This is a genomic window from Polaribacter sp. BM10, assembly GCF_002005425.1.
Classification (GTDB): Bacteria; Bacteroidota; Bacteroidia; order Flavobacteriales; family Flavobacteriaceae; genus Polaribacter; species Polaribacter marinaquae.
In genome coordinates this window covers 904185-927348 of the sequence record NZ_CP019704.1, presented here as the reverse complement: position 1 = coordinate 927348, position 23164 = coordinate 904185, and the positions used below count along the sequence as shown (strand labels likewise).

Here is a 23164-nt window from a genome sequence, read left to right as displayed (position 1 = left end):
ATTAAAATGTAAATATCAATAAAAACCTGTTAATGATTGTAAATTTCTAGAGTTGTTAAACCTTCTTGATTAGGGTTTTTAGCAAAAGATTTTAAATAAGAATTCACATAATTTATAATTCTTTCTTCTGGATAAAATAATACTTTATTATCGTATTGAGCCCATTCATTCATATTTAAATAGGCTCTACCGTTTTTGTAACGATAAAAATCTTGAATGTGTTCTGGTAAATTATCTTCTAATTCTTCACTAAGAATAATATTGTAATAATTTAAATCTGCAGTAAAAAAATGAAATGATAATAAATTATCGTAAAAACCAGTTAAATTATTTGCCAATGGTAATAACATTGTAAAAATTAAAATAACCGCTTTTTGTTTGTTAAAAAATTTGATAAAGAAATCTGAAAAATTTATTGTTTTTAAAAACCAAAATATGATAAAAACTGATAACATATTTTGAATATTCCAAGGTACAACATTGTAACCGTAACCTAAGTAAAATAACAAAAAAGTTATTGTTGCATGCATTAATAAAATAAATAAAACGGCAAATTTTCTGGTTTTATTAAACAATAATAAAACTCCCATAGATGCTTCTAACCAGGGTACAGCGTATGTAAAGTATTCTAATAATATATGCGGTAAAAAGCTAAAATGCTTTTCTAAGGCACTTAACCATTGAATGTAGAATTCACCATTTACTTTTTGAATTCCGCTCCAGAAATAAGTTGCAAAAAAAACTAAAATAACTGCATAAAGAACTTTTTTATAGTCTGTTTTCTTTGGGAAAACCTCAATTGCTAAAATTGTTAGAAAACTTTGATAGAAGTAGGGTTGTAGTCTATTTTGATCGACTAAAGAAAGGTAAATATATAATGCAAGAATTAGAAGACCTTGCCATCTTTTATTTTGAAAAATATATACAATTTGTAAAAGAAAAAAACTTCCAGCTAAAATATAATCTAAAGGATTTGTAGGAATAGGTAACCAATCAAACAAAGGGATTATAGGAAAAACCTTTGTGGTAATCCATAATTTAGGAGCATATATCATCAATATTAAAACCCCTAAAACAGCTAGGATTCTAACATAATTTACCTTTTGTTCGTTAGTTATATTAGTTATCATTTATAAATTTAATTTTTCTGCTAAATATTTAGAAGTGTACGATTTTTTATTTTTCACCAATTCTTCTGGCGTACCTTCAAAAATAAGTTGACCACCATTTTTACCACCTTCTAAGCCTAAATCTATGATGTAATCTGCACACTTTATCAATTCGATATTATGCTCAATTACAACAATAGAATGTCCGCGTTCTATTAAAGCATTAAAAGAAGCTAATAGTTTTTTAATATCATGAAAATGCAAACCAGTTGTAGGTTCATCAAAAATAAACAAGGCTTTGTCTTTGGTGTTTCCTTTAACTAAGAACGATGCTAGTTTTATTCGTTGTGCTTCTCCGCCAGAAAGGGTAGAAGAAGATTGTCCTAATTTTACATATCCCAAACCAACATCTTGTAAAGGCTTTAATTTGTTGGCTATTTTGGGTACTAAATTTTCTGTAAAAAAAGCAACAGCATCATCAATAGTTAGGTTTAAAATATCATCAATAGATTTCCCATCAAACTTAACTTCTAATACTTCTTTTTTAAACCTTTTACCGTTACAAGTTTCGCATTCTAAATGCACATCTGCCATAAATTGCATTTCTATTGTAACTTCACCTTCGCCTTTACAAACCTCACATCTACCACCTTCTACGTTAAAAGAAAAGTGTTTTGGCTTGTAATTTCTGATATTAGATAATTTCTGATTTGAAAATAACGCTCTAATATCATCATAGGCTTTGATATAGGTAACAGGATTAGATCTAGAAGATCTACCAATAGGATTTTGATCGATAAATTCTACATGTTTTAAGGTGTCAAAATTACCAATTACATCTGTGTGTTGCCCAATTTTATCGCCATAACCAACTAACTTTTTTTGCATTGTTGGATACAGAATTTTCTTAACCAAAGTACTTTTACCAGAACCAGAAACCCCTGTAATAACAGATAGGCAATTTAAAGGAAATGTAACATCAACATTTTTTAAATTATTTTCTCTAGCACCAAGAATTTGTATCTTATTGTTTGATTTTCTTCTTTTTTTAGGAACTTCGATTGTTAAATCTTCATTTAAATATTTTGCTGTTAAAGAGTCAGATTTTAAAATTTCATCAAAATTACCTTCAGCAACAACATTTCCTCCGTAGGTTCCTGCTTCCGGACCAATATCTATAATATAATCTGCTTCTTTCATGATATCTTCATCATGTTCTACCACAATTACAGTATTACCTAAATCTCTTAAATCTTTTAAAACTCCAATTAATCTTTCTGTATCTTTTGGATGTAAACCAATGCTAGGTTCATCTAAAATATACATAGAACCAACCAAAGAACTTCCTAGAGATGTTGCTAAATTAATTCGCTGACTTTCTCCTCCAGAAAGTGTATTAGAAGTTCTGTTAATGGTTAAATAATTTAAACCAACATTGGTTAAAAACTGCAATCTGTTGTTAATTTCTGTGAGCAGTCTTTTACCAATTTTTTCTTCATATTTATTTAGTTTAATTTCCTTGAAAAAAGAAGCCAATTCGTCTAAAGGCAAAGCAACTAAATCTGAAATGTTTTTAGAATTGATTTTAACATAATTAGTTTCTTCTCTTAAACGCTTACCGTTACAAGCTGTACATTTTGTTTTGCCACGGTAACGAGAAAGCATTACACGATTCTGAATTTTATAACTTTTTTCTTCTAAAACAGAAAAGAAATGATGGATTCCGTGAAAAGAACTATTACCATTCCAAACCAACTCTTTTTGCTTGTCTGAAAGTTCAAACCAAGGTTTATGAATTGGAATGTCAAATTTGTAAGCGACTTCTATTAAATCTTCTTTATAATGAACATAAGCAGGTGTTTTAAAAGGAAAAATAGCGTCTTCAAAAATGGATAAACCTGTGTTTGGTATTACTAAATCTTCATCGATGCCAATTACATTTCCATATCCTTCGCAAGTTGGACATGCGCCGTATGGGTTATTAAAGCTGAATAAGTGTGTGTTCGGTTCTAAAAAAGTAATGCCATCTAATTCGAATTTATTACTGAATTCTGAAACATTATTATCTTCTAAATTTTCTACAAAACAAACACCTTTCCCTTCAAAAAAAGCAGTCTGTATAGCATCTGCTAATCGATTGTAAAAATCTTCATCATCTTTTTTTACAATTCTATCTACAACTAAAAGTAAAGGTTCATTTTTAAATTCTTCTTGCGGAAAACTAGCAATTTTATATACTTTATCATTCCATTTAAGTCTTGCATAACCTTGCTGCTCTAAAACCTGTAAAACGGTTTTTAAATCTCTGTTTTCATCTATAGTTACAGGTGCAAGCAAAAGTAATTTAGTGTTGTCGTTAAATTTTTTAATAAAATTTACAACATCCGAAACAGTATCTTTTTTAACTTCATTACCAGAAATAGGAGAGAAGGTTTTACCTATTCTGGCAAACAATAATTTTATATAATCGTAAATTTCTGTACTTGTACCAACAGTAGATCTTGGGTTTGTAGAGTTAACTTTTTGCTCTATAGCAATTGCAGGTGCAATACCTTTAATATATTCTACTTTGGGTTTGTGTAATTTACCTAAAAATTGTCTTGCATAAGAACTTAAACTTTCTACATAACGCCTTTGGCCTTCTGCATAAAGGGTATCAAAAGCTAAAGAAGATTTACCAGAACCAGAAAGACCTGTAATAACTACTAATTTATTTCTAGGAATTACAACATCTATATTTTTTAAATTGTGCAATTTAGCACCTTTTATAATGATGTTTTCTTTAGGATTTACGGCTGAAATATCTGTCTTCATGTATCAAAAATATAAGCTATAAAATTACCAAAAAATTACCTCATTTAGAAATTACTAAAATCTTTTTTGTAAAAAGTTTGTACTTTAAATAAAAAATATTCATATTTGTAGTATAAACCTCACAAAATTAGACGTATATAATATAAAATTACTTTAAAAATTATTAACAAATAATAATAAGAAAAGCACTAACGGTTTTTCTATAAGTAATTATGATACGTACGAATACAATTTCAGATAGCATTTTAGTAAGCGATTATATTAAAGGTAAAGAAGCCTCTTTAGCTATTTTAATCAACAGACATCAACAACGCCTTTTTAGCTTTATTTACAGTAAAGTACAAGATAAAGATTTAACCGAAGATATTTTTCAGGATACTTTTATTAAAGTAATTAGAACTTTAAAAAAAGGTAATTATAATGAAGAAGGAAAGTTTTTACCTTGGGTTATGAGAATTGCTCATAATTTAGTAATTGATTATTTTAGAAAGAATAATAGAATGCCTTCTTTTAAAAATACTGATGAGTTTGACATTTTTTCTGTTTTACATGACGGTAGCTTAAATGCGGAGAAACAAATTATACAAGAACAGATTTACGATAATGTAAGAGAGCTTGTTAATGAGTTACCACAAGAGCAAAAAGAAGTTTTAGTTATGCGAATGTATAAAGATATGAGCTTTAAAGAAATAAGCGAAAATACAGGCGTAAGTATAAATACAGCTTTAGGTAGAATGCGATATGCTTTAATAAATATGCGCAAGCTAATAGATAAACATAAAATTATTTTGGTGAATTAACAATAAAGTTTTAAATGCGTCGTTATTAAATTAGAAACCAATATATTAAATAATTTATATGATGCAACTTTACTCTAAAAAATCTTCTGATTGTCAGATGCAACCAAAAAAAGAAACAGTTCAATTTTTGATTAATTTTTCCAAATCTTTACGAATTGAAAAAACAAAATCAAATAACTTCATTGAATTGAATTTGAATTAAGAGTGGAAAAAGCTTCAACTAACGTTGGGGCTTTTTTTATATGCACTATTTTAAAAATTAAATGAGTTAATACAAAATCTAATATCTAATTAACTTGCAACCATGGAAAACATATTAGTAGCAGGTGCAAATGGTACCACAGGAAAAAAAATAGTTAATTTATTAGAAACATCACAATATTTTAATCCAATTGCTATGGTTAGAAAAGAAGAACAAAAAAAGCAATTTGAAGATAAAAATATTAAAACTGTTTTAGCAGATTTAGAAGAAGATGTTTCTTTTACAACTAGAAATATAGACAAAGTTATTTTTGCCGCTGGTTCTGGTGGTAAAAAAGTAGTAGAAGTAGATCAAGAAGGAGCTAAAAGAATGATAGATGCAGCAATAAAAGAAAACGTATCTAAGTTTGTAATGCTAAGCTCTATGGGAGCAGACAATCCTGAGCAAGCAGATGATTTGCAAGAATATTTAAAAGCGAAACACAATGCTGATGTTTATTTAAAAGAAAGCAATCTTACATATTCTATTGTTAGACCAGGGTCTTTAACAGACAAAAAAGGAAAAGGAAAAATTGAACTAAGTGAAAAGCTTAATAAATCTGGTGAAATTACAAGAGATGATGTAGCACAAACTTTAGTTAGATCTTTACATGATACAGCCGCAATTAATAAAACTTTCGAAATTATAGAAGGTGAAACCTTAATTGGTCAAGCAGTTCCTCATTAAATTATTACAGTTAAATAAAAAATAAAAAAACACCTTTTAAGGTGTTTTTTTATTTTTATAATACTCGTTTAAAACTGTTTTTCTACCAATTGTTTTTGTAATAATATCGATGTCTAAATTCCAACCTCTAGCAGGAGAATATTCTCTTCCGTACCAAATAATTTGAAGATGTAAATCATTCCATAGTTCTCTTGGGAATAATCTTTTTGCATCTTTTTCTGTTTGTGCAACGCTTTTTCCGTTACTTAAATTCCAACGATACATCAATCTTAAAATATGCGTATCTACCGGAAAAGCGGGTACGCCAAATGCTTGACTCATTACAACACTTGCAGTTTTATGACCAACGGCAGGTAATTCTTCTAAGCCTTCGAAACTTTGAGGAACTTCGCCATCATATTTTTCAATTAAAATTTTAGACAAACCGTAAATTCCTTTACTTTTCATTGGAGACAAACCACAAGGTCTTATTATTTCTTTAATTTCTTCAACAGACATTTTTACCATATCAAAAGGATTGTCTGCTTTGGCAAACAATAATGGTGTAATTTGATTCACTCTAACGTCTGTGCATTGTGCAGATAGCAATACAGCAATTAACAATGTATACGGATCTTTATGATCTAAAGGAATAGGAATTTCTGGATATTTTTCTTGAAGTGTATCAATTACAAATTGTACTTTTTCTTGCTTTGTCATAAATAATAGATAAAATGTAAAGTTAAAAAAAGTTAAAAGTAAATTCTTAAGTATTACTTTACTTTTTTTAATAATTAAAGTAAAAAACTTTCTATTTTTATATTCTAAAATTTCAAGACAAATGACATCACTAAAAATAGGAGACAAAGCTCCGGAATTTGAAGCAAAAGACAATGCAGGTAACACAATTAAATTATCAGATTACAGTGGTAAAAAATTAGTTCTATTTTTTTATCCAAAAGCAAGTACACCAGGTTGCACTAATGAAGCGTGTGATTTAAGAGATAATTATCAAACTTTTTTAAGCAAAGGCTATGATGTTTTGGGTGTAAGCGCAGATTCTGCAAAAAGACAACAAAATTTTATCAATAAAAATGAATTACCATTTCCTCTATTGGCAGATGAAGATAAAGCAGTAATTGAGGCTTTTAATGTTTGGGGACCTAAAAAATTTATGGGAAGAGAGTATGACGGAATTCATAGAACCACTTTTGTTATAGATGAAAATGGTGTTATAGAAGATGTCATTTCAAAGGTAAAAACAAAGGCGCATGCAGCCCAAATTTTAGAATAATGAATACCTTTTTAGGTAATTATTATTCCTTTTTGAATACCGAATTTTATTAATTCTGGTGTACTTTTTGTTAACGTAATTTCAAAAAGCTCTCTTTTATGAGATTTTAAAGAACTTTCTGTAATGTTTAAGATTGCAGAGAGTTCTTTTTCTTTTTTATTCGAATAATCATATAATGCTTGTAAAATCTCTAATTTTCTTTTGGTAAACTTATAATTATCGATTTCTACTTTAAAAGAAGATTTTTTCTTTTTAACGGTTTTACTCATAAAACAAGTAAGAATAACTTCTTTAAAATTTTCTAAATCTTCATCCTTTCCAACAAAAAAATCTACACCGTTACCTATTGCTTTGTTTTTAATATAATTATTATTCATGGTTGTTAAAGCAATGATTTTAAAGTTGTCATTCTTTTTAATTTCATTTAAGAAATCTAAAGAACTCTTTCCATTAAAATTTACGTCTAAGATTAAAACGTCAAAGTTGTTTAAAGATGTAAATGAAATTAAATGATTAAGATCATTAAACGTTTGTATTACATTTAATTCTTCATGAAAGTTTAAACTATCTTTTAATGCATCGCAAAAAAAACGATTGTCATCTGCAATTACTATATTTATTGGGCTTTTAATCATTTACGAGGATTTCAATTTTAAAAGTACTTCCGGTTTTATTAGAAATAATATTTAAGGTTCCTTTTAACTGAGAAACTCTTTCTCTTACACTATTTAAACCGAAACTTGTATCGGAAATTTTATCAGTAATAAAGCCAATACCATCATCTTTTACTTCTATAAAAACAACTTTATTTTTTTGTTGATGAATATTGATATTAATTATGGTTGATTTAGAATGTTTTATTGCATTGGTAGTTAATTCTGATATAATTCGATAGATGTGAACACATTTATCTTGTGGTAAATCTATACCGTCTAGATTAAAGTTATGTGATATTTTCTGATTTGTAAGTTTATCTAATTTTTCACAAAATTCTATCAAACTAGAAATAAAGTTTTCTGAATTGATTTTAGGAGCATACAAACTGTTTAGTAAATATCTATAGTCTTTATAGAAAGCATCTAAAATTTCTTGTACTTTTTCTGGTGTATTGTCTGCTTTTTGTAAAAGTCTAAGTTTTAAAGCTTCTAAATATCCGCCAAAGGTATCATGCACATTATTTACAAGTTTGTTGCGTTCTTGTTGCTGTACTTCTAGGGTTTTATTTTGAAAATTATATTTAAGTTCATCACTAACTTTTTTCAACTTAAAATAACTTCTTTGAGTATCTATAACAGTACCAAAAATATAGCGTGTAAATAGCAAAATTTCTAATGATAGTGCTAAATAATAAATATTTGGTCCGCTATATTTAATTGCTAATGTATTATGTACTTCCGGGTTCATAATTTGACCATTTATCACAGCTAAAATTGGTACAATAAAAGCTATAACTAAGTATAAAGGTAATTGTTTCTTAATTGTTAAATAGATATGATTTAAAACCCAAATAAATGCAATAATCTTTAAAACCGTCCAAACATAAAGATATAAGGTTATGAATCCACCGAAGAAAAATTTATAAACATATAATAATACAAACGGAATTGTGAAGTATGCACCCCATTTAAAAATTCCTTTTGATATTTTTTGATTCGCATTTAATTTATAAAAGTTTAAATAGAATAAACCCATGCATAACACACCAATTGTTTGGCTAAAACTTCTAACATTATTAATAAAAAATACGCTATCAGACCAAATATATTGTACTCCTAAGCCTTTGCCTGCCAAAAATTCGAAAAATACGGTAACTATGTAAGCTGCATAAAATAAAACAGCATATTCTTTTTTTAATACTGCAAAAAAGACAAGTATAAGAGTCATGCTAATTAAAAAAGCTATAAAAAGTCCGAAATAAAAATATTCTGATTGTACTCGTTTTAAAAATTCATTTTCATTTTCTAAATAGAGAGCCAACCTAGTTCTACCAGAGCTGTTTTTTATTCTTAAAAAAACATCAGTTTTTAAAACGCTATCAGTTTCAATTTTCCAAACTGGATTCCTGTAAAAAATGTTTCTATGCGGAAAAAATTCGTTGTAAGAAACACTAGAAAGAGTATCTATTTTATTACCTTTTTTTAAATAAACTTTACCAAAATCTAAATAAGTATTGGCAATTGTAAAGTATTTTTTATCTATTTTTTTTGAAGTTTTGTCTAAAGAGAAATGATACCAAAACGTTTTACCGTTTAAAATTTTGTAAATTTTTTGGTTTTCTTCTTTTTGAAATTCTCCTGATTCATAATTATGTATTATCTCTGAAATTGAAAGGTTTTGCTCTTTAGTGTCAAAATATTTTAAATCATCATAAACCGATTTTTGTTTTTCTTGAGCACTAATAAAACTAATAATATGAATAAAAAAGAGGAGAGTAATTTTTTTCAATGGGTTCTAAAGTTCTAAAAGACAATACTAAAGTATGGTTTTTTTTTAAAGAACTAGAATTAATTTTACAAAGCTTATAAAATGCTTAAAAAATTATGGGGGTAGTTAAACTATTTAATAAGTCAAATTTAGAATTAATTTCAAAAAAGAATAATGAATCGATAGATAGAAAATTATCTATTAGCTTTATTAGAGACTTTCTTTTCTTTTTTAATATCAAACAAGAAGATTTGCCAAAATTAATTTCTTATTCAGAAGAATTAGAAAGAAATAGACAGTTTGTACTAGAAAATAAAAAATATTTTGAAACATTAACTTGTAAAGAAAAAGAGGTTTTTACGCTTGTAATTAAGGGAAAATCCTCTTGCGAAATTGCAAATAGTTTATTTATAGAAACATCAACAGTTTCTACTCATAGAAAGCGAATTAAGCAAAAGTTGAATTTAACCTCAATATTCGATTGGTATAATTATGCGAAAGCTTTTGACTTAGTATAATTAAAAATTTCCCCAAAATCTAGAATTACTAGATTCCTTTATCAGTAGTTATTATGAAAAAAACAGTAAAATGAAAACAAAATTATTCTTATTATTAGTATCTATCTTTAGTCTTAACATGTTTAGCCAAACTGTTGCAATTCCAGACACAAATTTTGAACAAGCTTTAATTGATTTGGGTTTTGATTCTAACGGATTAAATGGAAATATTTTAAGTTCGGATGCACTATTAATTGACAGCTTGAAAATATCGGATAAAGAAATTTCTAGTTTATCTGGAGTTGAAAAAATGTCTAACTTAATTTATTTAAGGGCAAAAAATAATAGTTTAACTGCTATTGATGTTACAAAAAATGTAAGCTTAAAATATTTAAATTTAGATGGTAATAACTTGTCTGAATTAGATGTTACTAAAAATATAAACTTAGAATTAATTAGTCTATTTGGCGGAAGTAGTGGTTTAACAAGTGTAGATTTATCTATGAATGCCAATTTAAAAAGTGTTTATTTAACAACACTATCAAATTTAGTAACTGTAACTTTTGGTAACTCACCAAACTTAACTTTTATACAATTAGCTTACAATAAAATAACATCGCTAGATTTAACCGGTTTACCAAGTTTAGAAACTTTAAGAATACCGAATCAAGCAATGACAAGTTTAGATGTTTCTCAAAATCCAAATCTATCCATATTATGGGCTTCAAACAATACTATTGCAGGTAATTTAGATTTAACTAATAATTTATCTTTAACACAACTTTTGGTGGACGGAAACCAAATAACTGGTTTAGATGTTTCTGAAAATAGTGCATTAACCTTTATAAGAGCACACAATAATCAAATTGCAACAATAGATGTAAGCGCAAATGTAAATTTAGAGTACTTATGGTTGGGTGGTAATTTTGAAGACTTAGGTGGAAGCTTAGAAACTAATACAATTAGTGCTTTGGATGTATCAACAAATACAAACCTAAAAGAGTTAATACTTGCAGGATTAAATTTAAGTTCAATCGACGTTTCTAATAATACAAATTTAACCTTGTTAAATGCGAATTCTAATAATTTAACAAGTTTAGATATTACTGTAAATGATTCTTTAGAAGTTTTGGCTTTTGGAAATAATGAAATTGCAACAATAGATGTAACAGATAAACCTAGTTTAAAAGAATTGTATGGCTGGAAAACAAATTTAACACAACTAAATTTAGATAATAATACAAAACTAGAAAAGCTTATAATTTTTGATACCAAGCTTAACGATATCGATCTTTCTAATAATTTACTTTTAAAAGAAATAGATATTAATCAAGTTAAAAAAACAGGAACTTTAGACTTATCTAAGCATACAAAATTAGAGTCTTTTGTAATTGCAAATACAATGTTAAGTGGACTAAATTTAAGAAATGGCCATAATACAAGTATAACATATGCAGAAATTACAGACAACCCTAATTTAACTTGTGTTACTGTTGATGATGTTAGTTATGCAAATTCTAATTTTACAAATATAAGCAACGGAATCGTTTTTAATACAAGCTGTGGTATTTCTGATGATCTTGTTTCTGTGCCAGATACAAACTTTGAACAAGCTTTAATAGATCTTGGTTTTGATTCTAATGGTTTAAATGGTACAATACTAAAAACTGATGCTGTTTTAATTGATAGCTTAAAAATTGGAAATCCTTTAGAAAATGAATTTACACCTAATGTTTCAGGAAAAATAAAAGATATTTCTGGTATAGCTTCAATGACAAGTTTAACTTATTTAGATGTTCGACAAAATGAAATTTCAACTGTAGATTTATCAGATAATATTAATTTGGTTGATGTAAGTTTGGGTGAAAATCAATTATCAACTATAGATGTTTCTGCTAATGTAAATTTAACATCGTTATTTGTAAATGATAATCAGTTAACATCAATAGATGTTTCAAATAATTCTGCTTTAGAACGTTTAGGGATTATGAGAAATCAGTTTACATCAGTAGATGTTTCTACATTATTAAATCTAAAAGATTTATTTGTTCACGGTAACCAGTTAACAAGTTTAAATACTTCAAATAACACAAAACTAACTTGGTTATATACATCAGATAATCCTTTTTCGAATGGTTTAGATGTTTCAAATAATACATTATTAGAAAGGTTATATGTCTGGAATAATCAGTTATCATCTTTAGACGTAACAAACTTGCCAAATCTAGAATTTCTTTATGCGAGTACAAACCTTTTTACAAGCATAGATCTTAGTAATAACACAAAATTAGAAAGACTATCTATTTTTGATGGTAAATTAACAGCATTAGACATTACTAAAAATACTGTTTTAAGTTATTTAAGAGTTTATAATAATCAGATTACTAGTTTAGATTTAACAAATAATCCTGAATTAATTATTGTGTGGATTGAGGCAAATCAATTAACAGAAATTGATTTAAGCGCAAATACCAAAATAGACAATTTAGCTATTGGTATTAATCCTATTTCTTCTCTAGATGTTTCTGCTCAAACAGAAATGAGAATTTTAACAGCAGAACAAACAAATATTAGTTCAGTTAATCTATTTAATAACCCGAATTTATTACAGGTTTGGTTAGCAGATAATTCTAATCTTACTCAAATGGATTTTTCTGCTCAAACAAAAATGTTCCGATTAGGGATTTATAATACAGGAATTTCTGAATTAAAACTAGGTAAATCTCCAATAACTAGTTTATTATCAGGAAATAACCCTAATTTATCAAAGATAGATTTAAAAAATGGTAACAATACAAGTCTTACTGAATTTGATGTAAGTAATTCGCCAAATTTAACATGTATTCAAGTCGATGATGTAAATACTATGACAGCCAATTTTTCAGAAATTAATGCAGCATTATTTAATGTAGACTGTGGTTTTGTTGCAGAAGATATAGTTAATATTCCAGATGTAAATTTCAAATCTGCTCTAATTTCTAATACTTTAATTAATTTAAATAACGATAATGAAATTCAGGTTTCAGAAGCTCAAGCTTTTTCTGGAAGTATTGTGGCTAATGGTAAAGGAATTGAAGATTTAACAGGAGTAGAAGCGTTTGTAAATATTACTACTTTAGAAGTTAGAAATAACTTATTAACTACTATAGATATATCAAATAACATAAAGCTTAAAATTTTAAGTATCGATCAAAATCAACTTAATTCTTTAGATATTAGTAGTTTAATTGATTTAGAATATTGTTATGCAGGCGAGAATAAAATAGCAACCATAGATCTAACAAATAATGTTGCTTTAACTAGATTATGGTTAAATATAAATGAGTTAACATCAATAGATATTTCTAAAAATATAGCTTTAGAATCGTTACAATTAGATTGGAATTTCGGTTTAACAGCAGTGGATTTTTCTAATAACTTATCTTTAAATAGAATCCATTTATGGAAAACAGCAATTAGTACAATCGACGTTTCTATGCTACTAAATCTAGAAAGATTATATGTATCTGAAACTAATATTACTTCATTAGATATTTCTAAAAACACAAAATTGTATGATTTAAGAATGGGAGATAATAATATTACTGATTTAGATTTTTCTAATAATCTAGAATTAACAAGAATTGATGTAATAAACTCTGACTTAACATCTTTAGATATATCTAAAAATCAAAAGCTTAAAATTTTAATTGCAAGTGATAATGCTTTAACTGGCTTAGATTTAACAAACAATATACTATTAGAAGAGTTATATTTAGGAAATAACAACATTGTAAATATTGATATTAACCAAAATACAGCATTAACTAAATTATATTTAAATGATAATGAGCTAGAAAGAGCTTATTTAAGAAACGGAAATAATCAATCTATTGTAGAATTCGATATTAAAAATAACGAAAATCTTAGTTGTATCGCTGTTGATAATGTTGTTTTTTCTGATGAAAATTGGTTAGAAAAAGATGCAACGGCAAGTTATAATATAGATTGCGCATCAGAATGGGAAGTTTATACTACAGATACAAACTTAGAAACGGCTTTAGTTACTTTTGCTGGTTTAGATGATGATGGTGATGGAGTTGTAACCTACGAAGAAGCCCAGGCTTTTACAGGTGATTTAGATTTAAGTGGAAGAAATATAACTTCTGTACAAGGTTTAGAAGCATTTACAAATGCCGCGAGTATAAATATTTCTGGAAATAGTATTACAGATATTAGTAGTTTATTAAATGCAAATGCAGTTGTTGTTTCGTCTAGAATAACAGGCGAAAGAAGAAGTCTTTCTGTTAATAATAATTTAAAAGTTTTAAATGTTGCCAACAATTTAATTGAAGCTATAGACATCTCTAAATTAACAAGTATAACAGATTTAATTGTAACCAATAACAACTTAAGTAGTTTAAATTTAAAAAATGGCGCTAACAGTACTTTAATAAATTTTGATGCTACTGGAAATCCGAATTTAACTTGTATTGAGGTTGATGATGTAGATGCTGCAATTAATAATACGAATTGGAAAAAAGACAAAGAAGCAAATTATAACCTTTCTTGTAAAGTATTGTCTGTAGATAGTGAGTTCTTAAAAGATAATATTTTAATTTACCCAAATCCAGCAGAAAATTACATTACAGTATCATTATCTAATGGTTTGTTAGTAAAATCTATAGAAATATATAACTTGGTAGGTAAAAAAGTTTTAAAATCTAAAGAAATAGATTTAGATATATCTCGCCTTTCAAGCGGAGTTTATTTTATTAAAGTAATTACAGATAAAGGTACATTAATGCAAAAGCTTCTTAAAAAATAAAAAAAGGAAGATAGTATATTAATTTAAAACGAGTTGACGAAAGTCAATTCGTTTTTTTATTTTTGAAAATAATAAATCCTGTTACAAATTATAACTTATACGTTTATGCCAATATTTTACAAAAAAATAATTTACTTATTCTTTATCGTTTTTACTTTAACTACTAATTCTCAAGTTAAAAAAATAAATTACAAAGACGGTAAGTTATTTGGTGAAGGTAAAATGATTGATGGTAAAAAAGAAGGTGAATGGGTTTATTATCACAAAACAGGTGAAATTCTAGCAAAAGGTCCTTTTAAAGAAGGAAAAGAAAATGGTTATTGGGAAGGATATGTACCAAAAGGAGATATTTATTTCAAGGGAAATTATGTAAACGGAAACAAAGTAGGAACCTGGTTACAAGGAAATAGTATTTTTTTAGATTATTATATTGAAAAAAAATATGCAGACAACGGAAAGGAAATTGAACCAAATAAATTTAAAGCTGTTTACAAGTCAGGTAAAATATATGCTACAAGTAATTTAGTTGATGAGAATTTTGATGGGCTGTTTAAAAGTTTTTTTGAAAATGGTGAAATAAAGGAAGAAGGAAAATATTCTAAAGGAGAAAGAGCAGGAGAGTGGAAGAGTTATTTTGACAACCATCAATTAAAAACCATAGTAACATTTGTCGATAATAATGAAGAAGGCTTATATTTTAATTATTACAGAGACGGGTCGCCAAATTTTATTATAAATTATACAAAAGGAAAGTATAATGGTGAATATCTAGAGTTTTTTGAGGACGGTTCTCTTAGAGCAAAGATCAATTATATTAATGGTGATAAGGACGGAGCTGCTTTTAAATATTTAGAAAAAGATAAATTATTATTCAAGGGGATTTATAAAGGTGGTGAAATAAGCGGACAAACTGTAGAGTATACATACCATAAAAATGGTAAACTAAAGTCTAAAATAGAATATAATGAGCACGGTTACAATGGAGAGTATTCTTATTATTTTGAAAATGGAAAACCTGAAGTTTTAAAAAATTATAAAAATGATGAGTTAAATGGTGTACAGAAAATATTCTTCAAAAACGGTGCATTAGAAGAAATTACTAATTACGTAAATGGTAAAAAAACTGGTTATCAAAAGGAATATCATTATAATGGTAAATTAAAGAAAAGTGTAAACTATTTAAATGGCAAAATTACTGGTTCATACAAAGAATATTATTCAGATGGATTAATTAAAGAGTCTGGTTATTATACCTCTGGTAAAGAAAATGGTACATTTAAAATATATTACAAAAGTGGTAAACTTAAAAAACAAACTAAATTTATAAATGGTTTAAGGAACGGGGAATGCAAAATATATTATGAAACCTTATCAGGAAAATATTTTCTAGATGAAAAAGGAAGTTATTTAAATGATAAAAAAACAGGAACTTGGTACGATTATTTTAATAGTGGTGAAATAAAATCTAAGTTTATTTACGATAAAGGGTCTTTAACAAAAGAAATTCATGCAGTAAAACTTGTTGTTCATAATAATACAAATCAAAAAATTCAATTACTTTTAAGATATAAGAATACTAAAGACCAATGGGAAACAATCGGTTGGTTCCACTATAAGCCAGGGGAAAAGAAATTGTTAAGGTATTTATTAGATTCTAAGTTTCTTTATTACGCAAGCTCTTTCAATGATAAAATGTTTTGGAGGGGAGATGAGTCTAGACAATACAAAGGAAAATCTTACAAAATGAAAGTAGTCAATATAAAACCCTCTTTATTTTTAAGTAAAAAAGGTAAGTTTGAATTAACCTTAAATTAATTAATTTTAATTCTTATTTTAAAATTAAGAACTCTTCCAGTCATAAAATTAGGAATCCCAAATTGATTTTTAGAATATACATCTCTAACCCAAGTGTTGGTTATAGAATTCTGTATATCAAACATATTAAATAATTCTAAACCAGCTGTTAGTTCTTTAAAATTAGATAACCAGCCAGTTTTGAATTGTTTGTTTGCATCTGTAAAAACATAAGAAATTCCTAAATCTGCTCTTTTGTAATCACGAAGTCGTTCTTGAAATTGATATACATCTGCATAAGCTGGCGCGCCACCAGGAACACCTGTGTTATAAACTAGGTTTAAATAAGCCTTTAAATTTGGCAGATTAGGCACATAGTCTTGAAATAAAACAGCAAATTTTAATCTTTGGTCTGTTGGTCTAGAAATATCACCTCTATTTTCTATGTTTTCTTCCGTTTTTAAAAAACCTAAACTCACCCAACTTTCACTTCCAGGTACAAATTCACCATTTAATCTTAAATCTATTCCGTGAGCAAAACCTGTTGTTAAATTATCTGCTCTGTAACGAATTCTAACATTATCAACAGAATATGCGTTAATATCATTTAAATTTTTGTAATATAATTCTGATGTAAGCTTAAAAGGTCTTCCCCATAAATCAAAACTATAATCCATACCTGCTACTAAATGTATAGATTTTTGAGCTTTTACATTCTCATTTATAGTACCATTAAAATCTTTTAATTCTCGATACGAAGGTGGTTGAGAATACCAACCAGCAGCAAATCTAAAAAGCATATCGTTATGCCAATTAGGTTTTATTGAAGCTTGAATTCGAGGACTTATGGTTGTTTGACTTTTAGAAGTTTTAGAACCAGATTTAACACTCCAATTGTGTGCTCTTATTCCAACATTATACCAAAATTCACTGTCGCCCATAAATAAACGCTCATTAAATTGAACAAAACCCGAAACTCTATTTATAGATACATTATTATCTTTTCTAATATTTTGAAATGGTGTAATTGGACCTTCAAAAGATTCATAAGGTTGATTATTTGAAATATGATTTGGTGGTCTTACAGAGAATCCTAAAGAATCAATAACTTCCCATTCTCTTATTCTTTCTCTAACATCTTCATGTTGATATTTAATACCAAAATTTAATTGTTGTCGGTCTTTTTTATAAGTTCCTCTTAGTTGAACATTATTAATCAAAGCATCTAAATCATTTCTAGCATGATTTAATTGTGATCCAATTCCTTGAGAAAAATCTACTTCACCAAAATTTTCAGAGCCAATATTAGCATCAACTTCTCCTAAATTGTAGGAGGCCGCAATATCGTAATACTCTTCTTCTTGTGTGTTGTATGAAGAAATTGTACCTGTAAAAGATAAATTTTTATTTACAGAAACATCTGCAGACAAAGCATTAAAAAGCGTTAAATAGTTGTTTTCTTCTTTTCCTTCATAAAAAACAATTAATTCTAAAGGATTTGCAACAGTACCGAATCTTGTTCTTCTAGATATTGGTTGATAATTGTAATTGTTTAAAGAAAAGTTACTCAGATAGTTTATACTAACTTTATTGTTTACTTTATACGTGATATAAGATTGTAAATCTGTAAATTTTGGTCTAAAGTTTGTTTCAATTTGTTTACTGTTTACAAACAAGCTATTATCTCTATACCTTAAACTTGTTATTAAAGTTAAATTATCATCTAAAAACGGACTTTCGAAAGTTAAGCTACCACCTAATAGACTTGCATTTATAGTAGTTACAGTTTCCGTTGGTTTTTTGTATGTAATATCTAGAACAGAAGATAGCTTGTCACCATATTTTGCTTGAAAACCTCCTGCAGAAAAATCTATATTCTGAACCATATTAGAGTTTATAAAACTAAGCCCTTCCTGCTGACCAGATCTTACTAAAAAAGGTCTATAAACTTCAATTCCGTTAACATAAACAAGGTTTTCATCAAAATTACCACCTCTAACATTATATTGTGTACTTAACTCATTGTTATTATTTACGCCAGGTAAAGTCATTAAAATATTTTCTACACCTGCATTAGCACCAATAATATTTTTTGCTTTGTTTACGTCAATTTTAGTGATTCCGCTAGCGGCTTTTTTATTGTCTTTTACAACCACTTCTTGTAACGATTCTGTTTTAAGAATTAAAGTAGGAGAGTAGCGAACTGCATTTCTACTTTTTGCCGTAATTTTATGAAAAATAGTTTTATAACTAATATGACTAAATTTTAAAGTAATTTCTTTCTTATACGGTATTCTAATTGAGTAATTACCATTTTTATCAGTAATGGTTCCCTTTGATCCATATTCTACAGATACGTTTTCTATAACAGTTTTATTAGTGTCTTTTATGGTACCTTTTAATATTGTTGTTTTCTGAGAAAAAACAGAAAGTGGTAAAAATAATATGATAAATAGTAAATTTCTTTTCACGAATAAATTAATTTGTTTGTTTCTTAAAAAACGTTGCAGAACGCTCTGTAGTATTACCTACATTGTCAGACACTATAATTCTAAAATTATGCTTGCTTCCTATCAATTTATTGTCATCAAAATTATATGTTAGAATTCTTCTTTTATGATTAAATTGCATTAAAACCCATTTACCATCTATAGTTGCGTGCCAGTTTTTAATACCAGAACCAACATCAGAAATTTTGACTTTTAAAGTATTGAATTTCGATATCCATTGATTATTTTTAAAATACAAAATATTAACCTTAGGTTTTTGATTGTCAGAAACTAAAGAGTACTTACCTAAAGTTTTTGTTGTTGTATAAAAAGTACTGTCTTTTTTTCTTGTATTTGTGTACCTAGGATATTTTTGATTTTCAACATTAGCAATATATAACTTTTCTTTTTGTGCTTTTGTGTATTTAGAAACATCAAAAGTTAAGGTAAAACTTTTATCTAAAGGTACTGTTTTGTCGTGTATTTTTGCAATGTTGTTTTCCACCTTAAAATCTAAATAAATATCATCATAAAAGCTGTTTTTAGGGAAAGCAATAGTTACATTTTTGTTTGTAAATTTATGAAATTTATCTGCAGTAATTTTATAAATGGTAGTGTCTTTTTGTTTTTTGAAAATAGCATTACTTTTTTTACCAATTACCGGAATTGTAACAGCGCTTGTATTTCCTTTAAAATCTTTAGCTATTATTTTTACTGTGTAATTTAAACCATTTTCGATGTCTATTTCGCCTTTATCAACAAGATCTTGATAAATTGATAATTTATTGTTTTTTACTTTAAATGTTTTCTGAATTCGACTCCTATACTTTTTATAATACGCGTAATCTATTAATAAATTTAAATATTTGCTTTCAGAAAAAGAAAAAGTTTCTACATCGTGATAATAATGTCTTTTACCATTAACTAACATTTCTAAGCTATAAATTCCGTTTTTATTTAAAGCCTTATTTAGTCTATCAAAAACATTGATACCAAAACCAATACGCCCACTTGCAAAGATTCTATTTGCTGTATATTTACCATTACCAATATTTTTTACAGCGATTTTAAAACTATTATTTTGCTGATTAATTCTTGACTCTTCATTTAGAGGATAAACTTGTAAAGATTGAATTGTAGGTGATTTGGTATCGTCTACTTGTAAACCAAAAAATAAAGGGTTTATAACGTTTTCTGATTTTGTATTTCTAATTTCGAAGTGTAAATGTGGGCCACCAGATCCGCCAGTATCACCAGAAAAGGCAAGTAATTCGCCCTTTTTTAAAACAAATTTGTTCTTTTTAGGGAATAAGTTACCTGTTTCATAATTTTCTTTCTTGTATTGTATAGACTTAACGTATGCTTCGATTTCTGGATTAAATTTACTTAAATGACCATAAACCGATGTATAACCATTAGGATGTGTAACATAAATAGCTTTACCATAGCCATATTGTTGCACTTTAATTCTAGAAACATATCCATCTGCAACGGCAACAACTTTTAAACCTTCTTTACCTTGCGTTTTAATATCTAAACCAGAATGAAAATGGTTGCTTCTTAATTCGCCAAAAGTACCAGATAAAACAATTGGTATATTTAAAGGATTTCTAAAATAATCTTTTGGATATTTATCTTGAGCTAAACTAAAAAGCGGTAGTAATAAGAGTATAAATAATTTCTGTTTCAAAAAATGTGTTTTTTTGTGTAAAAATAGTAAAAAACATCATTTCACTAATTAGCTAGTAGCCAATAATTTATTAAAATATCAATTAAATGTTGTAATATTTAAAACAGAACGTTAACTTTGTGTGTATAGTTTTATTCTAAAAATTTTATGAGTAATACCTTAGAAGCAATTCATTTACTGGAAGATAAGTTAAAAAACTTACTTTCTAATTATGAATTTTTAAAAAAAGAAAATGAAATATTGCTTCAAAGTGCTACAAAATATCAGCAAAAAATTTTAGAACAAGAGCAAATTATAAAAAATCAAAAACAAGAATTTGATTTATTAAAAATAGCAAAAACTATAGACGGCAGTAATACAAATACAAGAGATACAAAACTCAAAATAAATACATTAATTAGAGAAATCGATAAATGTATTATTCAGTTACAAGAATAAAGTTCTTTAAATTGTGGATAAATTAAAAATTAATATAGTTATAGCTGGTAGAACTTACCCTTTAAGTGTTAATAATACTAAAGAAGAAGAAGGTATGCGAAAAGCAGCTACAGCAATTAATAAGTTAATTTCTATGTACGAGCAAAATTATGCAGTAAGCGATAAACAAGATGTTTTAGCTATGTGTGCTTTACAATTTGCTTCTAAATTAGAAATATCTACATTAGAAAAAGGTTCTGAAAATACTGAAACAATAAATAAATTAAGAGAATTAACCAATTTGGTTGATACTCATTTAAAATAAGTTCTTTAAAATACATTAACAACACACTGCCTACGTTAGTAAATTGTTTGATAAACTCAACAAGTATCTATTATAAAGGATAAGTCTCGGTTGCTAAAGCATGCCACTATTACTATTTATTTAGTATTTTAGGTGGATCCTTGATCAGCTGGTTAGTCCTAAACCTGTAATAATGGAGTTTATAAAAACCAAACTAGCGTAGGCTTTTTTTATATATTAAAATTAAATTATGGATGGAATGTTACTTCCCATTATTGTGGGAATTATTGGAATTGCAGTAGGTTTTTTTATTGCAAAATCAATTGAAAAATCAAAAGGGAAAAAGCTTTTAAATTCTACAAGAAAAGAAGCTTCAGCAATTATTAAAGAAGCTAAAATTGATGCAGAATCAATAAAAAAAGATAAAATTTTACAGGCTAAAGAAAAGTTTATAGAACTTAAGTCTGAACATGAAAAAGTAATTTTAGGAAGAGAAAAGAAAATATCTGATGTAGAGAAAAGAATTAGAGATAGAGAATCTAAAGTAGCATCAGAAGTTGATAAAAACGTTAAGTTAAATCGTTCTTTAGAACAGAAAGAAAAAGACTTTAACCATAAATTAGATTTCTTAGAGAAAAAAGAAAATGAGTTAGAAAAGATGCACAAGCGTCACGTAGATATGTTAGAGCAAATTTCTGGTTTATCTGCAGACGAAGCTAAAAAAGAATTGGTTTCTTCTTTAAAAGATGAGGCTAAAACAGAAGCAATGGCATTTATTCAAACCTCTATAGAAGAAGCTAAATTAACAGCAGAACAAGAGGCTAGAAAAGTTGTTTTAGGTACAATACAAAGAGTAGGAGTAGAGCAAGCTGTAGAAAACTGTGTTTCTGTTTTTAACCTAGAATCTGATGATGTAAAAGGAAGAATTATTGGTAGAGAAGGTCGAAATATTAGAGCTATTGAGTCTGCTACTGGTGTAGAAATTATTGTTGATGATACGCCAGATGCAATTATTTTATCTTGTTTTGATCCTATTAGAAGAGAAATTGCCCGTTTATCTTTACATAAATTAGTTACAGACGGTAGAATTCACCCAGCTAGAATTGAAGAAGTTGTAAGTAAAACCGAAAAGCAAATTACACAAGAAATCATAGAGGTTGGTAAAAGAACTGTTATAGATTTAGGAATTCACGGCTTACACCCAGAATTAATCAAAGCTGTTGGTAGAATGAAATATAGATCTTCTTACGGTCAGAATTTATTACAACATTCTAGAGAAGTTGCTAATTTATGTGGAATTATGGCAGCAGAAATGGGCTTAAATCCTAAAGTTGCAAAACGTGCTGGTTTACTACACGATATTGGTAAAGTACCAGATGCAGAAAGTGAATTACCACACGCATTATTAGGTATGCAATGGGCAGAAAAGTATGGTGAAAAGCCAGATGTTTGTAATGCTATTGGAGCACACCACGATGAAATTGAAATGAAAAGTTTAATTTCTCCTATCGTACAGGTTTGTGATGCTATTTCTGGTGCAAGACCAGGAGCTAGAAGACAAGTTTTAGATTCTTACATTCAAAGATTAAAAGATTTAGAAGATATCGCTTTTGGTTTTACTGGTGTTCAAAAAGCATATGCAATTCAGGCAGGTAGAGAATTGCGTGTTATGGTAGAAAGTACAAAAGTTAATGATACAAAAGCCTCTGAATTGTCATTCAGTATTTCTCAAAAAATACAAAACGACATGACATATCCTGGTCAAGTTAAAGTTACTGTAATTAGAGAAACTAGAGCTGTTAACGTAGCTAAATAATT

At 27.5% G+C, this 23164-nt stretch carries 16 protein-coding genes and 1 other RNA gene; 10 read left to right on the top strand and 7 right to left on the bottom strand.

Going from position 1 to position 23164, the window contains the following annotated elements; translation table 11 throughout:
- Positions 1-29 precede the first annotated feature (29 nt).
- Positions 30-1130, bottom strand: coding sequence for a MauE/DoxX family redox-associated membrane protein (locus BXQ17_RS04030; protein ID WP_077809406.1), 1101 nt, complete (start codon positions 1128-1130; stop codon positions 30-32).
- Entirely contained in the window at positions 1131-3923 is a 2793-nt protein-coding gene (uvrA, locus tag BXQ17_RS04025) for an excinuclease ABC subunit UvrA (protein ID WP_077809405.1), read from the bottom strand.
- Positions 3924-4135: 212 nt separating this feature from the next.
- On the opposite strand from uvrA, the gene BXQ17_RS04020 reads away from it, so the two are divergent.
- The gene (locus BXQ17_RS04020; RefSeq protein ID WP_077809404.1) at positions 4136-4723 is read left to right on the top strand and encodes an RNA polymerase sigma factor; all 588 of its coding nucleotides are present in this window, start codon (positions 4136-4138) and stop codon (positions 4721-4723) included.
- Positions 4724-5027: 304 nt separating this feature from the next.
- Complete coding sequence (locus BXQ17_RS04015) at positions 5028-5651, top strand: SDR family oxidoreductase (RefSeq protein ID WP_077809403.1); 624 nt, start codon at positions 5028-5030, stop codon at positions 5649-5651.
- 36 nt (positions 5652-5687) lie between these two features.
- On the opposite strand, the gene nth is transcribed toward BXQ17_RS04015, so the two are convergent.
- Positions 5688-6350, bottom strand: coding sequence for an endonuclease III (nth, locus tag BXQ17_RS04010; RefSeq protein WP_077809402.1), 663 nt, complete (start codon positions 6348-6350; stop codon positions 5688-5690).
- Between the two features lie 121 nt (positions 6351-6471).
- Between nth and bcp the strand changes: the two genes are divergently transcribed.
- Complete coding sequence (bcp, locus tag BXQ17_RS04005; RefSeq protein ID WP_077809401.1) at positions 6472-6924, top strand: thioredoxin-dependent thiol peroxidase; 453 nt, start codon at positions 6472-6474, stop codon at positions 6922-6924.
- A gap of 11 nt (positions 6925-6935) precedes the next feature.
- Here the strand turns inward: bcp and BXQ17_RS04000 are convergent, their stop codons facing one another.
- Positions 6936-7559: a response regulator transcription factor gene (locus BXQ17_RS04000; RefSeq protein WP_077809400.1), complete on the bottom strand. Its 624-nt coding sequence runs from the start codon at positions 7557-7559 to the stop codon at positions 6936-6938.
- Positions 7552-9369, bottom strand: a complete 1818-nt coding sequence (locus BXQ17_RS03995; protein WP_077809399.1) for a 7TM-DISM domain-containing protein — start codon at positions 9367-9369, stop codon at positions 7552-7554. The genes BXQ17_RS04000 and BXQ17_RS03995 overlap by 8 nt, the downstream gene beginning before the upstream one ends.
- Positions 9370-9464: 95 nt before the next feature.
- Here BXQ17_RS03995 and BXQ17_RS03990 point away from each other — a divergent pair, with 95 nt between their 5' ends.
- The 3 genes from BXQ17_RS03990 (at position 9465) to BXQ17_RS03980 (ending at position 16467) form a co-directional block, all read left to right on the top strand.
- Positions 9465-9866 carry a helix-turn-helix transcriptional regulator gene (locus tag BXQ17_RS03990; RefSeq protein WP_077809398.1) on the top strand — a complete coding sequence of 134 codons (402 nt, stop codon included), beginning with the start codon at positions 9465-9467 and terminating at the stop codon, positions 9864-9866.
- A gap of 70 nt (positions 9867-9936) precedes the next feature.
- The gene (locus tag BXQ17_RS03985) at positions 9937-14652 is read left to right on the top strand and encodes a T9SS type A sorting domain-containing protein (protein WP_077809397.1); all 4716 of its coding nucleotides are present in this window, start codon (positions 9937-9939) and stop codon (positions 14650-14652) included.
- 105 nt (positions 14653-14757) lie between these two features.
- Positions 14758-16467 carry a toxin-antitoxin system YwqK family antitoxin gene (locus BXQ17_RS03980; protein WP_077809396.1) on the top strand — a complete coding sequence of 570 codons (1710 nt, stop codon included), beginning with the start codon at positions 14758-14760 and terminating at the stop codon, positions 16465-16467.
- Here the strand turns inward: BXQ17_RS03980 and BXQ17_RS03975 are convergent.
- The gene (locus BXQ17_RS03975; RefSeq protein ID WP_077809395.1) at positions 16464-18917 is read right to left on the bottom strand and encodes a TonB-dependent receptor; all 2454 of its coding nucleotides are present in this window, start codon (positions 18915-18917) and stop codon (positions 16464-16466) included. The two genes, BXQ17_RS03980 and BXQ17_RS03975, sit on opposite strands and share 4 nt — an antisense overlap.
- 7 nt (positions 18918-18924) lie before the next feature.
- Complete coding sequence (locus BXQ17_RS03970; RefSeq protein ID WP_077809394.1) at positions 18925-20625, bottom strand: M23 family metallopeptidase; 1701 nt, start codon at positions 20623-20625, stop codon at positions 18925-18927.
- Positions 20626-20772: 147 nt separating this feature from the next.
- Here BXQ17_RS03970 and BXQ17_RS03965 point away from each other — a divergent pair, with 147 nt between their 5' ends.
- The 4 genes from BXQ17_RS03965 to rny all read left to right on the top strand — a co-directional run bounded on the left by BXQ17_RS03965 (position 20773) and on the right by rny (position 23162).
- Positions 20773-21063, top strand: a complete 291-nt coding sequence (locus BXQ17_RS03965) for a hypothetical protein (protein WP_077809393.1) — start codon at positions 20773-20775, stop codon at positions 21061-21063.
- Positions 21064-21076: 13 nt separating this feature from the next.
- Positions 21077-21367, top strand: coding sequence for a cell division protein ZapA (locus BXQ17_RS03960; protein WP_077809392.1), 291 nt, complete (start codon positions 21077-21079; stop codon positions 21365-21367).
- 54 nt (positions 21368-21421) lie between these two features.
- Positions 21422-21548: non-coding RNA, 6S RNA (gene ssrS / locus BXQ17_RS03955), on the top strand.
- Positions 21549-21596: 48 nt separating this feature from the next.
- Positions 21597-23162 (top strand): ribonuclease Y, encoded by a 1566-nt coding sequence (rny, locus tag BXQ17_RS03950; RefSeq protein WP_077809391.1) that lies wholly within the window; start codon positions 21597-21599, stop codon positions 23160-23162.
- Positions 23163-23164 lie beyond the last annotated feature (2 nt).

What these genes read in the sequence shown, in the direction of transcription:
- BXQ17_RS04030 (WP_077809406.1), bottom strand. Translation starts at nt 1,130, where the DNA reads ATGATAACTAATATAACTAACGAACAAAAGGTAAATTATGTTAGAATC.
- uvrA (WP_077809405.1), bottom strand. Translation starts at nt 3,923, where the DNA reads ATGAAGACAGATATTTCAGCCGTAAATCCTAAAGAAAACATCATTATA.
- BXQ17_RS04020 (WP_077809404.1), top strand. Translation starts at nt 4,136, where the DNA reads ATGATACGTACGAATACAATTTCAGATAGCATTTTAGTAAGCGATTAT.
- BXQ17_RS04015 (WP_077809403.1), top strand. Translation starts at nt 5,028, where the DNA reads ATGGAAAACATATTAGTAGCAGGTGCAAATGGTACCACAGGAAAAAAA.
- nth (WP_077809402.1), bottom strand. Translation starts at nt 6,350, where the DNA reads ATGACAAAGCAAGAAAAAGTACAATTTGTAATTGATACACTTCAAGAA.
- bcp (WP_077809401.1), top strand. Translation starts at nt 6,472, where the DNA reads ATGACATCACTAAAAATAGGAGACAAAGCTCCGGAATTTGAAGCAAAA.
- BXQ17_RS04000 (WP_077809400.1), bottom strand. Translation starts at nt 7,559, where the DNA reads ATGATTAAAAGCCCAATAAATATAGTAATTGCAGATGACAATCGTTTT.
- BXQ17_RS03990 (WP_077809398.1), top strand. Translation starts at nt 9,465, where the DNA reads ATGGGGGTAGTTAAACTATTTAATAAGTCAAATTTAGAATTAATTTCA.
- BXQ17_RS03985 (WP_077809397.1), top strand. Translation starts at nt 9,937, where the DNA reads ATGAAAACAAAATTATTCTTATTATTAGTATCTATCTTTAGTCTTAAC.
- BXQ17_RS03980 (WP_077809396.1), top strand. Translation starts at nt 14,758, where the DNA reads ATGCCAATATTTTACAAAAAAATAATTTACTTATTCTTTATCGTTTTT.
- BXQ17_RS03965 (WP_077809393.1), top strand. Translation starts at nt 20,773, where the DNA reads ATGAGTAATACCTTAGAAGCAATTCATTTACTGGAAGATAAGTTAAAA.
- rny (WP_077809391.1), top strand. Translation starts at nt 21,597, where the DNA reads ATGGATGGAATGTTACTTCCCATTATTGTGGGAATTATTGGAATTGCA.